At 69.1% G+C, this 14,037-nt stretch carries 14 protein-coding genes; 9 read left to right on the top strand and 5 right to left on the bottom strand.

The window, feature by feature from the left end:
* Positions 1 to 8 precede the first annotated feature (8 nt).
* The 3 genes from BN4252_RS11300 to BN4252_RS06150 all read left to right on the top strand — a co-directional run bounded on the left by BN4252_RS11300 (position 9) and on the right by BN4252_RS06150 (position 1,492).
* Positions 9 to 404 (top strand): cell division protein DivIVA, encoded by a 396-nt coding sequence (locus BN4252_RS11300; RefSeq protein WP_187370930.1) that lies wholly within the window; start codon positions 9 to 11, stop codon positions 402 to 404.
* Entirely contained in the window at positions 376 to 543 is a 168-nt protein-coding gene (locus BN4252_RS06155; protein WP_078056801.1) for a DUF3117 domain-containing protein, read from the top strand. The genes BN4252_RS11300 and BN4252_RS06155 overlap by 29 nt, the downstream gene beginning before the upstream one ends.
* A 76-nt stretch (positions 544 to 619) precedes the next feature.
* Positions 620 to 1,492 (top strand): methyltransferase domain-containing protein, encoded by an 873-nt coding sequence (locus tag BN4252_RS06150; protein ID WP_066527658.1) that lies wholly within the window; start codon positions 620 to 622, stop codon positions 1,490 to 1,492.
* Positions 1,493 to 1,532: 40 nt separating this feature from the next.
* On the opposite strand, the gene BN4252_RS06145 is transcribed toward BN4252_RS06150, so the two are convergent.
* Together BN4252_RS06145 and glgA are read right to left on the bottom strand one after the other, a co-directional pair.
* Entirely contained in the window at positions 1,533 to 2,966 is a 1,434-nt protein-coding gene (locus BN4252_RS06145) for a GH32 C-terminal domain-containing protein (RefSeq protein WP_066527654.1), read from the bottom strand.
* Positions 2,967 to 2,970: 4 nt separating this feature from the next.
* Complete coding sequence (gene glgA, locus BN4252_RS06140) at positions 2,971 to 4,131, bottom strand: glycogen synthase (RefSeq protein ID WP_066527652.1); 1,161 nt, start codon at positions 4,129 to 4,131, stop codon at positions 2,971 to 2,973.
* Between the two features lie 86 nt (positions 4,132 to 4,217).
* On the opposite strand from glgA, the gene glgC reads away from it, so the two are divergent.
* Positions 4,218 to 5,435, top strand: coding sequence for a glucose-1-phosphate adenylyltransferase (gene glgC / locus BN4252_RS06135; RefSeq protein ID WP_096877777.1), 1,218 nt, complete (start codon positions 4,218 to 4,220; stop codon positions 5,433 to 5,435).
* On the opposite strand, the gene BN4252_RS06130 is transcribed toward glgC, so the two are convergent.
* Positions 5,432 to 6,085 carry an O-methyltransferase gene (locus tag BN4252_RS06130; protein ID WP_066529233.1) on the bottom strand — a complete coding sequence of 218 codons (654 nt, stop codon included), beginning with the start codon at positions 6,083 to 6,085 and terminating at the stop codon, positions 5,432 to 5,434. The genes glgC and BN4252_RS06130 overlap by 4 nt on opposite strands.
* A 154-nt stretch (positions 6,086 to 6,239) precedes the next feature.
* Between BN4252_RS06130 and sigE the strand changes: the two genes are divergently transcribed.
* From sigE to BN4252_RS06115, 3 genes are read left to right on the top strand one after another with little or no spacing between them, the layout of a single operon-like run.
* On the top strand, positions 6,240 to 6,872 hold the full coding sequence (sigE, locus tag BN4252_RS06125) for an RNA polymerase sigma factor SigE (RefSeq protein WP_066527643.1): 633 nt from the start codon (positions 6,240 to 6,242) through the stop codon (positions 6,870 to 6,872).
* 45 nt (positions 6,873 to 6,917) lie between these two features.
* The gene (locus tag BN4252_RS06120) at positions 6,918 to 7,292 is read left to right on the top strand and encodes a zf-HC2 domain-containing protein (protein ID WP_066527641.1); all 375 of its coding nucleotides are present in this window, start codon (positions 6,918 to 6,920) and stop codon (positions 7,290 to 7,292) included.
* A 10-nt stretch (positions 7,293 to 7,302) separates the two neighbouring features.
* On the top strand, positions 7,303 to 7,749 hold the full coding sequence (locus BN4252_RS06115) for a Sec-independent protein translocase family protein (protein ID WP_066527638.1): 447 nt from the start codon (positions 7,303 to 7,305) through the stop codon (positions 7,747 to 7,749).
* Between the two features lie 19 nt (positions 7,750 to 7,768).
* On the opposite strand, the gene BN4252_RS06110 is transcribed toward BN4252_RS06115, so the two are convergent.
* Entirely contained in the window at positions 7,769 to 8,902 is a 1,134-nt protein-coding gene (locus BN4252_RS06110) for an Mrp/NBP35 family ATP-binding protein (protein WP_066527634.1), read from the bottom strand.
* A gap of 60 nt (positions 8,903 to 8,962) precedes the next feature.
* Between BN4252_RS06110 and BN4252_RS06105 the strand changes: the two genes are divergently transcribed.
* The gene (locus BN4252_RS06105) at positions 8,963 to 9,478 is read left to right on the top strand and encodes a general stress protein (RefSeq protein ID WP_066527629.1); all 516 of its coding nucleotides are present in this window, start codon (positions 8,963 to 8,965) and stop codon (positions 9,476 to 9,478) included.
* Positions 9,479 to 9,487: 9 nt separating this feature from the next.
* A complete protein-coding gene (locus BN4252_RS06100; protein ID WP_066527626.1) occupies positions 9,488 to 10,168 on the top strand; it encodes a type 2 periplasmic-binding domain-containing protein in 681 nt (226 codons plus the stop codon).
* A gap of 42 nt (positions 10,169 to 10,210) precedes the next feature.
* Here the strand turns inward: BN4252_RS06100 and BN4252_RS06095 are convergent, their stop codons facing one another.
* Positions 10,211 to 13,951: a multifunctional oxoglutarate decarboxylase/oxoglutarate dehydrogenase thiamine pyrophosphate-binding subunit/dihydrolipoyllysine-residue succinyltransferase subunit gene (locus tag BN4252_RS06095; protein WP_066527624.1), complete on the bottom strand. Its 3,741-nt coding sequence runs from the start codon at positions 13,949 to 13,951 to the stop codon at positions 10,211 to 10,213.
* Positions 13,952 to 14,037: the final 86 nt, after the last annotated feature.

Genomic DNA, 14,037 nt, shown 5'->3' with positions numbered 1-14,037 from the left:
TAGCGCGCATGCTGCTTTCCTGGATCGTGCTCATCGCCGCGCTGATCGTGTTCAGCGTGCTGGGTTTCTGGATCTTCTCCGCCCTCTTCGGCCGCGGCGAGGCGCTGCCGCCGCTGGAGGACACCGAGGACGTGAAGGGAGCGAACCGCGCCGCCGTGGAGGAGGGGCGCTTCGACGACATCCAGCTCGAGGTGGTGCACCGCGGCTACCGCATGGACCAGGTGGACGCGCTCATTGCGCAGCTGACGGGCGCGGACCTGTCCGAGGGCTACGCTTCGCCGCGGCGCGAGCTGGCGGCGCCGGCGGCCGCGGCCCCCGCGCAAGTTGGCGTAGAATCGGCGGAAGCAATTGCAAAGAGTGAAGGAGACCCGACGCATGGCAGCAATGAAACCGCGCACCGGTAACGGCCCGATGGAGGCCGTGGAGGAGAGCCGCAAGATTGTGATGCGCATCCCCTCGGACGGCGGCGGCCGGCTTGTGGTGGAGCTGAGCAAGGAAGAGGCCGGCGAGTTGGGCCAGCTCCTGCTGGACGCCTCCGAGTAGCCGCCCGAGCCTCGTACCGCACGCAGCCCCGCTACCGCGACGTTTCGCGGCGGCGGGGCTGCGGTACTATTGCCACATGCTTTCGAATATCGTCGACGTGCTGGCGGACCCGGTCGATCTGACGCGCTTACGCGGCGAGGACGGCTTTTCGCGCCTCGTCTCCGAGTCGGGCCACTCCTACGACGTGGCGCGCCAGGGGTACGTCTCCCTCGTGGGCGGCAAGGGGCTGAACCACGGCGGCGATTCCCTGGAGATGGTCCGCTCGCGCGAGGCGTTTTTGGCGCAGGGGTACTTCGCGCCGTTCGTGGAGGCGGTGACGGACGCGGTGGGGGACGTTATCGAGCGCAGCGCGGCGCAGGTGGATGACCCGGTGGTGCTCGAAGTGGGCGCCGGCACGGGTTACTACCTCGCCCACACGCTGGACAGCATCGACGGCGCGCGCGGCGTCGGCCTGGACATCTCGGTGCCGGCCGCGAAGCACCTAGCCAAGTCCCACCCTCGCACTGGGGCCGTGGTGGCGGACGTGTGGGAGCGCATCCCGCTTCGCGACGCATCGGTGCACGCCATCACCGTGGTTTTCGCCCCGCGCAATCCGGAGGAGTTTCGGCGCGTGCTTGTCGACGGCGGCGAGGCCGTCATCCTCACCGCCGATCAGGGCCACCTCGACGAGCTGCGCGAGCCCCTTGGAATCCTCGGCGTGGAGGAGGGGAAGCTTGAGCGCATGCTCGAGCAGGCGAAGGGGCACCTCGAGCCGGTGGCCGACGCCGAGCTGATCGAGTTCCCGATGCAGCTCGAACGCGAGGCGATCGCCGCGCAGGTGGGCATGAGCCCGTCGGCGCGCCACCTCGACCCGGCCACGCTGGCGGAGCGGGTGGCCGCCCTGCCGGAGCGCCTCGAGGTGACGGCCCGAGCGCAGCTCATCCGCATGCGCAAGGCCGGCGAGGCGTAGGCGGGCCTCGGCGCGCGCCGGGTTTCCGGGTTATCTCGCGTTATCTGGTCCCCGCGTGGCCGCGGCGCCACTCGCTGAAGATCTCCGCGTCGCCGTCGGTTCGGGTGCGGATCCCGGACGCCCCGCCGGCGGGCCAGAAGCGCGAGGACATGGCCACGCTGCCGCCGCCGGCGTAGACCTCCAGGGTGGAGCCGTCGACGATGATGGTGATGTTGTCCTCGTCTTCGTCGTGAAGCGGCGCGGTCTTCGGCTCGCCGTCGAAGCGGTCGAGGACTATGTGCTGGCCGTCGTGCGTGATGCGCGCGGCGGGCTCGCCGGCCGCGTCGAGCACCTCGGCGACGATGTCTGAGCCCGCCGGGATGGAGCACAGGCCCGTCCACATGAGCGCGCGCTGCGCTAGGTCAACGGCCTCGGGCAGGCCGGGCGCCGGCACCTGGTAGAGGTGGCCGTGCTGCAGGGTGACGCGCCGCGGCAGGGTGAGGGCGTTGGCCCAGCCCTCCGCCTCCCAGTTGGGCTCTCTGGTGGGGTCGCCGGCGCGCCCGGAGTTGGTCATGAACCCGTAGATGTAGGCCCGCTCGTAGCGCTGCAGGTCGTCGGCCGCCGCGCGCGGGTAGTTAGTGTTGCGCGGGCGGGTGAAATCGTGCCCGTAGTCGAAGAGCTGGCTGGGCGTGACCACGTGGAAGCGGTTGCCCTCCAGCTTGCCAATGATGTAGCTCGCAATATCCTTGCCGCCGCGCTCGACGGTGATGAACAGCACGTCGTAGATCTCGCCGTCCACCTCGTCGCGCAGGCGGATCAGGCGCGGCGCCACCAGGGAGGCGTCGAGGTCGATGCCTGGGTCCCCGTCGAATTCGAGCGCGCCGTCCACGCGCCACTCGCGCCCGTCGGCGGAGCTGAGCACCACCGGCTGCGGGTCGTCGGTGGTGCCGGCCACGGCGAGCATGAGCCACCCGGTGTGGCCGCCGGCGCGGTTGTCCAGCTCGCTCCAGCCCGGGATCACGCAGGGGGAGCGGAAGTTGGTGAAGCCGCCGCCGTCGCCCACCACAACGCCCACGCGGGAGACGGCGGCCGACAGCGCTGCGCCGTCTAGATCCTCGCCCAGGTCCTCGTCCAGGTCCTCGCACAGCGCGTCAACGTCGTCCACGCGCGCGAGCTGGATGGTGTTGCCCTCGGGCCCGCGGGAGGTGAAGTACATGTCCACCCCGCCGTCGCTCTCGGCGCCGCCTACCACGGCGCCGGCGCGGATGTGGCGCTCGCCGTCGGTGGGCGCGATCGCGTCGTTGCACTCGAACCAGCTGAACGGGTCGCCCTCGCTCATGTCGTGGCCCCAGCGGCTGGCTCCGTCGGGGGTGGGGCGGTACTGGTAGAACATGTGCCAGACGCGGTGCTCGGGCCCCCCGAGGCGGATGACGCCGGCGGGCCCTTCGAGGATGCCGCGTTCCGCGGTGACGTGCAGTTCAGGTCTGAAAGTCATTGCGTCACACCAACTTCTTGTAAATGTCCACGGTCTGCTCCGCAATCGCGGCCCACGAGAACTCGGCTTCCGCCCGCAGGCGGCCCGCCTCACCCATGGCTCGGGCTTGTTGCTTGTCGACGGCCACCTGGTTCACCGCCTCCGCCAACCCCCGCTCGAAATCCTCGGGCCTGGCCTCGTCGTAGTCGACGAGCGTGCCGGTTTCGCCGTCGGCCACCACCTCGGGGATGCCGCCCACGCGCGAGGCCACCACGGCGGTGCCGCACGCCATGGCCTCCAGGTTCACAATGCCCAGCGGCTCGTAGATGGAGGGGCAGACGAAGACGTCGGAGGCGGAGTACACCTCGCGGATGCGCTCGGCGGGCATCATGTCCTGAACCCAGAACACGCCGTCGCGCTCCTCGCGCAGCTGCTCCACCAGCGCCTCCGTCTCGGCGGCGATCTCCGGGGTGTCCGGCGCGCCGGCGCAGAGGATGAGCTGGATCTCCGGGTCGAAGTGGCGGGCCGCCTTCAGCAGGGGCGGCACGCCCTTCTGGCGGGGGATGCGCCCGACAAAGGACGCAACGGGCCGGGTCGTGTCCACGCCCAGCTCGTCGGCGATGGTGCCGGTGTCCGGGTACCACTTCTCGGGGTCGATGCCGTTGAGCACCACGTGCACCTTGTCCGCGTCGATGCGGGGGTAGGCGCGCAGGATCGCGTCCTTCATGCCCGCGGAGACGGCGATGACGGCGTCCGCGTACTCCATGGCGTTCTTCTCGCTCCAGGAGGAGATGTCGTACCCGCCGCCGAGCTGCTCGCGCTTCCAGGGGCGGTCGGGCTCGAGGGAGTGGGCGGTGACGACATGGGGAACGTCGAAAAGCTGGCCCGAAAGATGCCCGGCGAGCCCCGCGTACCAGGTGTGGGAGTGCGCCACGTCGATGCCCTCGGCGGCGTTGGCCATGCGCAGGCCGGTGGAGAGGGTGGTGATGGCGCCGTTCGCGCCCGCGAGCTCGGGGTCCGCGCCGTGGGCGAACACGTTCGGCTCCTCGCGGGGCTCGCCCCAGCAGTGCACGTCCACGTCCACGCCGTCGAGCTGGCGCATGAAGCGAGTCAGCTCGGTCACGTGAACCCCGGCACCGCCGTACACCTCGGGCGGATACTCTCTGGTCATCATTCCCACTCTCATGCCCGCCGAGCTTAATGACGTTTCACCGGGCGTGCATGCACCCCAAAGCGCTGCAGGCGCGGGGCAATTTCAATACGCTGAGTGGTATGAAGAGCCAGCCCCGAGTTCTCGCCATCGTCCTCGCGGGCGGCGAGGGGAAGCGCTTGTTCCCCCTCACCGCCGACCGCGCCAAGCCCGCGGTCCCGTTCGGCGGGAATTACCGCCTCATCGACTTCGTCCTCTCCAACCTGGTCAACGCCGGCTACATGCGCATCGCGGTGCTGACCCAGTACAAGTCCCACTCCCTGGACCGCCACGTGGCCACCGCGTGGAACGTCTCCGGGCCGACGCCGCAGTACATCGCCTCCGTGCCCGCCCAGCAGCGCCGCGGCAAGCGCTGGTACAACGGCTCCGCGGACGCGATCGTGCAGTCTCTCAACCTGATCTACGACGACATGCCGGACTACGTGCTGGTCTTCGGCGCGGACCACGTCTACCGCATGGACCCCTCGCAGATGGTGGAGGACCACATCGCCTCCGGCAAGTCCGCCACCGTGGCCGGCATCCGCGTGCCGCGCTCCGAGGCAACCGCGTTCGGTTGCATCCAGGCGGACGACGACGGGACGATCACCGAGTTCCTGGAGAAGCCGGCCGACCCGCCCGGCACCCCGGACGACCCGGAGGTGACGTACGCCTCGATGGGCAACTACGTCTTCTCCACCGAGGCGCTGATCAAGGCCTTGCTGGAGGACGAGCAGAACGACGACTCCTCGCACGACATGGGCGGCGACATCATCCCGTACTTCGTGGCCAAGGGCGAGGCGAACGTCTACGACTTCTCCGGCAACGAGGTCCCCGGCGCCACCGACCGCGACAAGGGGTACTGGCGCGACGTGGGCACGATCGACTCCTTCTACGAGGCCCACATGGACCTCATCTCCTCGCACCCGGTCTTCAACCTCTACAACAAGGCGTGGCCGATCCACTCCACCGAGGACTCGAACCTGCCGCCCGCCAAGTTCGTGCTCGGCGGCATCGCGCAGGAGTCCATCGTGGCCGCCGGCTCCATCATTTCGGGCGCCACGGTGCGCAATTCGGTGCTCTCCACCGACGTCCGCGTCGAGGAGGGCGCCACCGTGGAGGGCTCGGTGCTCATGCCGGGCGTCCGCATCGGGCGCGGCGCGGTGGTGCGCCACGCCATCCTGGATAAGAACGTCTACGTCTCCGATGGCGAGATCATCGGCGTGGACCACAACCGCGACCGCGAGCGCTACACCGTCTCTGACGGCGGCGTGGTGGTCGTGGGCAAGAACGAGGTGGTCTAGCGCTTGGTCACCAGGGTCAGCCCGCCGTCGAGGGGGAGGCGGGTGACCACGGCGCCGTGGTCGGCCGCGAGGGTGTCTACGTAGTCGTCCGCGGCGCGGGCGGCTTCGGTGTCGCGGTCGCGGCGGGTGGCGTCGGCAAGCGTGCCGTCGAGAAGCGAATCGGCGAACACGAGCGTCCCTCCCGCGGTGAGCAGCGGCCAGGCGCGCTCCGCGAAGGCCGTGAGCTCCAGCGGGGAGACGTCCGCGTAGATCAGCTGGTAGGAATCGGCGGCGAGCCTACCCATCACGTCCAGCGGGCGGGCGGTGAGGAAGCGGGCGCGGGAGGGGGAGTAGCCGCCCAGCTTGAAGGCCTGTTTGGCGGAGTTTTGCAGCGCCGCCTCCGGCTCGATGCACGTCAACGTCGCCTTCTCGGGCAGGCCGCGCAGGATGTGCAGGCCCACCACGCCGGCCGCCGGGGTCACGCACACCGCGCCCTGGGAATGGCCGGACGCGCCGCCCGCCGCGAGGGTGGCCAGCAGCGTCCCCACCACGGCCGAGGGGGCTCGCAGCCCGTTCTCCTCCGCCTCCACGTGGGCGTGGCTCAGGCCTTCGCGGACCGCCTCGGGGAACAGGGCGTCGCGCGAGTTTCGCTCGGCGATATATGCAGACATTTGGGCGAACACTTGGGCAGACGCGGTCTCAATCACGCACTTCATCATAGACTTCACGCGCGTTCGGCAGGCCTGCCGCGGGCAGGGAGCGGCGCACAGGCAGTTGGCAGGTGAATGCTTGGCGGGTGTGGGGCGGGTCTGACACAATGACCGCATGAGTTTCGTGCGCCCGCGCCCCGAGCACCCAGCCCCCGGCGGCGGGGATGGGGAGGAGCTGCGCGGCACCGCCGCCTTCGACGCCGGGGCGGGGGAGATGCCCTCCTGGTCCGAGTTGGTTGCGGAGCACGCGGACAGCGTCTACCGGCTGGCGTACCGCCTCTCCGGCAACCAGCACGACGCGGAGGACCTTACGCAGGAGACGTTCATGCGCGTCTTCCGCAACCTGAAGCAATACCAGCCGGGCACCTTCGAGGGCTGGCTGCACCGCATCACCACCAACCTGTTCCTGGATATGGCGCGCCACCGCTCAAAGATCCGCATGGAGGAGCTGCCGGAGGACTACGAGCGCGTGCCCGGCACCGGCCCCACCCCGGAGCAGGCGTTCTCCGACACCAACCTGGACCCGGCGTTGCAGCGCGCGCTCGACGCCCTCAGCCCGGACTTCCGCGTGGCCGTGGTGCTGTGTGACGTGGTGGGCATGAGCTACGAGGAGATCGCGGAGACCCTCGGCGTGAAGATCGGCACCGTGCGCTCCCGCATCCACCGCGGGCGCGCCCAGCTGCGCGAGTCCCTAGAGCGCGAGGCGGCCCGGGACGCGTCGGTGCAGGAGCTCCTGCGCACCCGCTAGCGGCGGGGGTACGGTGTAGGGGTTTCAGAAAGGAGGCCATGGGCGATGGTTGCACGGTTCCCGCGGCGCGCGGCTCGGCAGGCGGCTGCCAGGGCACAGCGCTTCTCGTCCACGGACCACCTGAGCGCCGAGGCGGTGGCCGCGCTGGTGGACGGCGAGCTTTCCCCCGCCGCGGAGCGCCGCGCCCGCGCCCACGTGGATCAGTGCCCGGAGTGCTTGGCTGACGTGATCTGCCAGCAGCGCGCCGCCGACCGCCTGCGCCGCTGCTCCTCCGACGACGGGGTGCACGCCCCCAGCGCGCTGGTGCAGAAGCTTTCCTGCCTTGACGACGGAGGGCCAGGCGGCGCCCGCGGCGAGGACGCGCGCCGCGTGCCGTCCACAGCGAAGTCGGCGCTGCGCGCGCTTCGGCGCCGGGGGTAAGGTAAGCGGCGTGTTTTCGAGTTTCGGATGGGGCGAGTTCTTCTTAATCCTCGTTCTGGGGCTGATCATCGTCGGGCCCGAGCGGCTGCCCGGCGTCATCGAGGATGTGCGCGCGGCGGTCTACGCGGCGCGCAAGGGCATCGCCAACGCGAAGCGCGAGCTCAACGGGGAGATGGGGGAGTTCGAGGAGTTCCGCAAGCCCATGAGCGCGGTGTCCAAGTACGCGTCGATGGGGCCGGCGCGGGCGATGTCTTCGCTGCTTTTCGACGGCGATGAGGAGTACCTGCAAAGCTTCGACCCCCGCCGCGTCCTCGCGGACGAGGACGAGCAGGGCCCGCGCGTGGCCTCTGGGCCGCGCCCGCCCGCGCAGAAACCAACGCAGACACCCCAGCCGAAACCGCAGGAGGGTGGCAGCACCCGCGCCGGCGGGGGCTTCTCTTGGGAGGACGTGACGTAGCGCCGCGGCCTACGGGGGCTTAGGGGCGCACGCCCAGGTTCTTGCCGGCGAGGGAGTTGCGGCGCACCTTCAGCGTGGCGGCGATGCCCTCGATCGCCTTCGCGGCGGGGGACTGCGGGTCGGCGAGGACGACGGGGGTGCCCGCGTCGCCGCCCTGGCGCAGCGTCGGATCCAGGGGCACGGAGCCGAGCAGCGGGACGTCGTTGTCGGTGAGCTGCGTGAGGCGGTCCGCCACGTGTTGGCCACCGCCTTCGCCGAAGACGTGCATGGTGGTGCCGTCGGCAAGCAAAAGCCCCGCCATGTTCTCGATCACCCCCGCGATGCGCTGATCGGTCTGCTGGGAGATGGTGCCGGCGCGCTCGGCGACCTCCGCCGCGGCCGCCTGCGGGGTGGTGACGATGATCAGCTCGGCGTTGGGGACGAGCTGCGCGACGGTGATGGCCACGTCGCCCGTTCCCGGCGGCAGGTCCATGAACAGCACGTCCAGGTCGCCCCAGTAGACGTCCGCGAGGAACTGCTGGATGGCGCGGGTGAGCATCGGCCCGCGCCACACGATCGGCGCGTTGCCCTCCACGAACTGGCCGACCGAGATGTGGCGCACGCCGTGCGTGATCGGCGGCATGATCATGTCGTCCACCACCGTGACTTCCTTGTCCACGGAGCCCATCAGGCCCGGGATGGAGTGGCCGTAGATGTCCGCGTCCAAGATGCCCACCGTGAGGCCCTGGCGCGCCATCGCCGCCGCGAGGTTGACCGTCATCGAGGACTTGCCCACGCCGCCCTTGCCGGAGGCGACCGCGTAGACGCGGGTGCGCGAATCCGGGTCGGCGAACGGGATGACCGGGCCGGTCTGCTCGCCGCGCAGCTTCAGCGACAGGGCGCGGCGCTGCTCGTCGCTCATCGTGTGCAGCGCAACCGAGACAGCGCCCACGCCGTCGAGCTCCTCGAGCACGGCGCGGACGTTGCCCTCGATGGTGTCGCGCATCGGGCAGCCGGCGATGGTGAGGTAGATGCCCACCGCGACGTCAGCGCCGCTGATGGTAACCGACTCGACCATGTCCAGCTCGGTGATCGGCTTGCCGATCTCTGGGTCCTCCACGCGCGAGAGCGCCTCGCGCACGGCCTCTTCTGTGATGTGTGCGTGTGTAGCCATGACAGTGCGCAAGTATATGTGGGCCGGGGCGGGGTGGGGTACGTGTGTAGACTTACGCGCATGGCTTCCACCAGTGCGCGATCGCTGCAGAACCCCAACTCGCGTCCCGGCCGCGTGCCCACCGGCTGGCCCGTGGGCACCTTTGCCACCTACGCCGAGGCGCAGGCGGCCGTGGACACCCTCTCCGACCGCCAGTTCCCCGTGGAGAAGCTCACCATCGTGGGGGTGGACCTGATGCAGGTGGAGACGATCACGGGCCGGCTCACCTGGGGCCGCGTGCTGGGCAGCGGCGCACTGTCCGGCGCTTGGTTCGGCATCTTCATCGGCCTGCTGTTCGCCCTGTTCGCGCAGCCCGGCACCGGTTGGGGCGTGTTCTTCTGGTCGCTGCTCATCGGCGCGCTCTTCGGCCTCATCTTCGCGGCCATGGCGTACGGGGTGACGGGCGGCAAGCGCGACTTCGCCTCCGCCACCTCCATCGTGGCCGGCCACTACGACGTGCTCTGCGAGCCGGATTCCGCGCCCCAGGCCCGCGACATGATCGCGGCAGCGGCGGCGGGCGGCGCCCCCCAGCAGTAGCGGGCGGACATGGGAGGGTTTTTCCCGCGCGCCGCGGTCGGCACCGCAATGATCGCCGCGGTGTCGGCCGCGTGCGCGGCCTGCGCCCCCGCTGAGCCGGACCGCACGCCGCTCGCGATCGGCATCGACGCAACCTCGCCCGAGCAGATCGTGCTGGGGGAGATCTACAACGAGATCTTCACCGGCCTGGGCTTCGCGGTGAGCGTGACCGACGTGAGCGACCGCGAGGCGCAGGACCCGGTGGAGCTGCTGCGCACCGAGGAGCTGGATCTCACCATCGCGTGCACCGGCACCCTCCTCGAGGAGCGGGACCCGCGTGCGGCGCGGGCGCTCGACCGCGAGGAGCCGGACCTGTCGGTGGCCACGTACGACGCAGTGGTGGGGACGTTCCCCTCCGACGTGCGCACCGTGGACCCTTCGCCGGCGCAGGGATGCGGCGGCGAAGGCAAGCTGCCCCGCAACATCATCCCGCTGGTGGTCAAGGGCAAGCTCGACCGCTGGGCCGTCTACCGCCTGAACTTCATCACCCGCGTCATGGCCACCGAGGACATCGCCGAGATGGCGCAGCGCGTGCGCGATGGGGAGCCGGTGGCGAACGCGACGCGGGACTGGCTGCTGGAGTACGCGGGCATCACGTACGACGGCGACGTGATTGCGCCCTCCGAACCCAAAACGGCCCCCGGGGTGTAAGCGCAACACCCGGGGGCCGAGGCGGTGGTGAACCGCCTGGGATTACTTGGCAAAGGCTTCGTCGATAAGCGACTGCTCCTCCTGCTGGTGCACCTTGGCCACACCGGTTGCGGTGGTGGACTGGGCGCGGCGCGAGACGCGGACCATCTCCGGCATGTCCGGGATCAGCTCGCGCAGGTGCTCGTTGTAGAACGGCCACGCGCCCTGGTTGGCGGGCTCGTCCTGCACCCAGCGCACCTGCTTCGCGTTGGGGTAGTTAGCAAACGCGTCCTTGATGCGGTTGAACGGGATCGGGTGCAGCATCTCCACGCGGACGATCGCGACGTCATCGCGGCCCTCCTTCTCCTTGCGCTTGGCCAGCTCGTAGTAGATTTTGCCGGAGCACAGGAGGATGGTCTCCACCTTATCCAGGTTGGCGCCGTCGACCTTCTTGTTGCCGGTCTGCACGAAGTTCGGATCGTCGATGACGGACTCGAACTTGGTGGTCTCGATGAAGTCGGACGGCTGCGAGACCGCGGCCTTGTTGCGCAGCATGGACTTCGGGGTGAACACCACCAGCGGGCGCTTCATCTCGCCGAGCGCCTGGCGGCGCAGGAGGTGGAAGTGGTTCGCCGGGGTAGAGGGCTGCGCGATGGTCATCGAGCCCTCGGCCACGAGCTGCAGGTAGCGCTCGATGCGGGCGGAGGAGTGGTCCGGGCCCTGGCCCTCGTAGCCATGCGGCAGGAGCATGATGAGGCTGGACAGCTCGCCCCACTTGGTCTCGCCGGAGGAGATGTACTCGTCGATGATGGTCTGGGCGCCGTTGGCGAAGTCGCCGAACTGCGCCTCCCAGGCCACCACCGCGTCGTGATTGGCAATGGTGTAGCCGTACTCGAAGCCCAGGCCCGCGTACTCGGTCAGGGCGGAGTTGTAGACCACGAAGTGGCCGTCATTGCCCGCCTCGATCGCGGCGTGGTCCAGCGGGTTGAACGCCTCGCCGTTCTCCGGGTTGTAGAGCACCGCGTGGCGCTGAGTGAAGGTGCCGCGCTGGGAGTCCTCGCCCGCGAGGCGCACGAACTTGCCCTGCTCCGCCAGGGAGCCGAAGGCGAGGAGCTCGCCCCAGCCCCAGTCGATGTCGCCGGACTCGAAGGAGCCGCCGCGGTTCTTCAGCACGTTCTTCAGGCGCTTGTTCGGCGTGAAGTCTTCCGGCAGGTCTGCGTACGCCTCAGCGAGGCGCTTGAACGTCTCCTCGGAGATGGAGGTGTCCAGACCGCGGGTGAGCTCCTGGGAGTCGGTGATGCCGGTCTGCTCGCTGGGCTGGCCCTCAGATGCCTTGACATCGGAGAACACGGAATCCAGCTGGTCGTGGAAGTCCTGGGCGGCGATCTTCGCCTCGTCCTCGGTGATGTCGCCGCGGCCGATCAGGTCCTTGGTGTAGCGGGTGCGCACGGACTCGTGGGCGCCGATGCGCTCGTACATCACCGGCTGGGTCACCGTCGGGTCATCGGCCTCGTTGTGGCCGCGCAGGCGGTAGCAGATCAGGTCGATGAAGACGTCCTTGCCAAACTCGCGGCGGTACTCGGTGGCCAGCTGGGCAACCCAGGCGGCAGCCTCCGGATCGTCGCCGTTGACGTGGAACACGGGGCAGTCGAAGCCCTTGGCTAGGTCGGTGGCGTAGAAGGAGGAGCGGCCGGAATCCGGGGTGGTGGTGAAGCCGATCTGGTTGTTCACCACGATGTGGATGGTGCCGCCCACGGAATACCCCGGCAGGCGCGACAGGTTCAGGGTCTCCTGGACAATGCCCAGGCCCGCGAAGGAGGCATCGCCGTGCAGCATGAGCGGCACGACCGGGTAGTCCTCGCGGCCCTCGGTGGCGCGCAGGAGGTCGGTCTTGGCGCGGGCCATGCCCACCATGACCGGGTCCACGGCCTCGAGGTGGGACGGGTTGGCGGCCAGGGAGACCTTGATCTCGCCGTCGCCGAACATCTGGATATGCTCGCCCTGGAAGCCGAGGTGGTACTTCACGTCGCCGGAGCCGCCCTGCTGCGCGGCCTTGAAGTTGCCCTCGAACTCGTTGAAGATCGTGGCTACCGGCTTGCCCACGATGTTGAACAGCACGTTCAGGCGGCCGCGGTGCGGCATGCCAATGACAACCTCGTCCAGGCCCTGGCCGGCGGCGGTGTCGATTACGGCGTCCATCAGCGGGATCAGGGTCTCGGCGCCCTCGAGGGAGAAGCGCTTCTGGCCCAGGTACTTGGTCTGCAGGAAGTTCTCGAAGGCCTCGGCGGCGTTGAGCTTCTGCAGGATGTACTTCTGCTCCGCGCCGGTCGGCTTGGGCATACCGGCCTCGATGCGGTCGCGCAGCCATTCGCGCTCGTCGCGGTCGAGCACGTGGGTGTACTCGGCGCCCACGTGGAGGGTGTAGGCGGCGCGCAGGCGGGTGAGCACCTCGCGCAGCGTCATGGTCTCCTTGCCGCCGAAGCCGCCGACGTGGAAGGTGCGGTCCAGGTCCCAGATGGTCAGCCCGTGCGTCTCAATAAGCAGGTCGCGCGAGTCCGGCGTGGGCAGGCCCGGCTGGTGCCAGCGCAGCGGGTTGGTGTCCGCGATCAGGTGACCGCGGGAGCGGTACGCCTGGATGAGCTGCATGACGCGGGTGTCCTTGTTAATGCCCGTGTTCGGCAGGTCCTGAGCCCAGCGCAACGGCGAGTAGGGGATGGCCAGGGACTGGAAGACGTCGTCCCAAAACTTGTCGTCGATAAGCAACTGCGAAATGTCGCGCAGGAACTCGCCGGACTCCGCGCCCTGGATCACGCGGTGGTCGTAGGTGGAGGTGAGCGTGACCAGCTTGCCCACGCCGAGCTCCGCCAGGCGGTCCTCCGACGCGCCGGCGAACTCCGCCGGGTAATCCATCGCGCCGACGCCGACGATGGTGCCCTGGCCCTTGGTCAGGCGGGGGATGGAGTGGCGGGTGCCGATGCCGCCCGGGTTGGTCAGCTGGATGGTCACGCCGGAGAAGTCGTCCATGGTGAGCTTGCCGTCGCGGGCGCGCTCGACGATGTCCTCGTAGGCCTTGACAAACTCGTCGAAGGAGAGGGTCTCGCACTCTTTGATGGCGGCCACCACTAGGTTGCGGGCGCCGTCCTTGCCCGGCAGGTCGATGGCCAGGCCGAGGTTGATGTGCTCCGGCTGCACCGCGAAGGACTTCTTGTCCTCCTCGCGGTAGTTCTTGTTCATGTCCGGGTGCAGCTTGGTGGCCTGGACGATGGCGTAGCCGATGATGTGGGTGAACGAGATCTTGCCGCCGCGGGTGCGCTTGAGGTGGTCGTTGATGATCGCGCGGTTCTCGAACATCAGCTTCACCGGCATGTCGCGCACGGTGGTGGCGGTGGGAACCTCGAGGGACTCGTTCATGTTCTTGGCAATGGCCTTGAACGCGCCCTTGAGCTGGGTCTCGCCCGGGGTGACCTCGACAGCGCCGATTTTGTCCAGCGGGGACTGCTTCGGCTTCGGCAGGACGGTCGTGTTCTTCTTGGTGGCCTCGGCGGCCGCCTGGTCCACCTTGGTCTCGCGTCCGTCCTGGCTCGGGGCGGCGGTGGTGCGGGCCACCTTCGGGTCCGTCTTCGCCTCGGAGGCGCCGTCCGCGGACGGGGTCACGCGCTCGGTGCCCTGCGCGGTGTCCGGCGCACCCTTGCTTTCAAAGAGCTCGCGCCATTCCTGGTCAACGGAGCTCGGATCCTCTTGGAACTGCTGGAACATCTCGTCGACCAGCCAGCTGTTCTGGCCGAATGTGTTTTCGCTGCTCACGGCAGGTGATCGCCTTCCTTGTTAATTTGCGTTCATCTACGTACATCAACGTCCATCGATGTGCGTTTATTCACACCGACTCTAAC

Source organism: Corynebacterium bouchesdurhonense (assembly GCF_900078305.2).
Lineage (GTDB): Bacteria > Actinomycetota > Actinomycetes > Mycobacteriales > Mycobacteriaceae > Corynebacterium > Corynebacterium bouchesdurhonense.
Note: the sequence above shows the minus strand (reverse complement) of the source record. Positions and strands in the feature narration are given on the sequence as shown.

Bases quoted from the DNA above. Each gene is read 5' to 3' on its own strand.
- BN4252_RS11300 (WP_187370930.1), top strand. From the start codon at position 9: ATGCTGCTTTCCTGGATCGTGCTCATCGCCGCGCTGATCGTGTTCAGC.
- BN4252_RS06155 (WP_078056801.1), top strand. From the start codon at position 376: ATGGCAGCAATGAAACCGCGCACCGGTAACGGCCCGATGGAGGCCGTG.
- BN4252_RS06150 (WP_066527658.1), top strand. From the start codon at position 620: ATGCTTTCGAATATCGTCGACGTGCTGGCGGACCCGGTCGATCTGACG.
- BN4252_RS06145 (WP_066527654.1), bottom strand. From the start codon at position 2,966: ATGACTTTCAGACCTGAACTGCACGTCACCGCGGAACGCGGCATCCTC.
- glgA (WP_066527652.1), bottom strand. From the start codon at position 4,131: ATGAGAGTGGGAATGATGACCAGAGAGTATCCGCCCGAGGTGTACGGC.
- glgC (WP_096877777.1), top strand. From the start codon at position 4,218: ATGAAGAGCCAGCCCCGAGTTCTCGCCATCGTCCTCGCGGGCGGCGAG.
- BN4252_RS06130 (WP_066529233.1), bottom strand. From the start codon at position 6,085: ATGTCTGCATATATCGCCGAGCGAAACTCGCGCGACGCCCTGTTCCCC.
- sigE (WP_066527643.1), top strand. From the start codon at position 6,240: ATGAGTTTCGTGCGCCCGCGCCCCGAGCACCCAGCCCCCGGCGGCGGG.
- BN4252_RS06120 (WP_066527641.1), top strand. From the start codon at position 6,918: ATGGTTGCACGGTTCCCGCGGCGCGCGGCTCGGCAGGCGGCTGCCAGG.
- BN4252_RS06110 (WP_066527634.1), bottom strand. From the start codon at position 8,902: ATGGCTACACACGCACACATCACAGAAGAGGCCGTGCGCGAGGCGCTC.
- BN4252_RS06105 (WP_066527629.1), top strand. From the start codon at position 8,963: ATGGCTTCCACCAGTGCGCGATCGCTGCAGAACCCCAACTCGCGTCCC.
- BN4252_RS06100 (WP_066527626.1), top strand. From the start codon at position 9,488: ATGGGAGGGTTTTTCCCGCGCGCCGCGGTCGGCACCGCAATGATCGCC.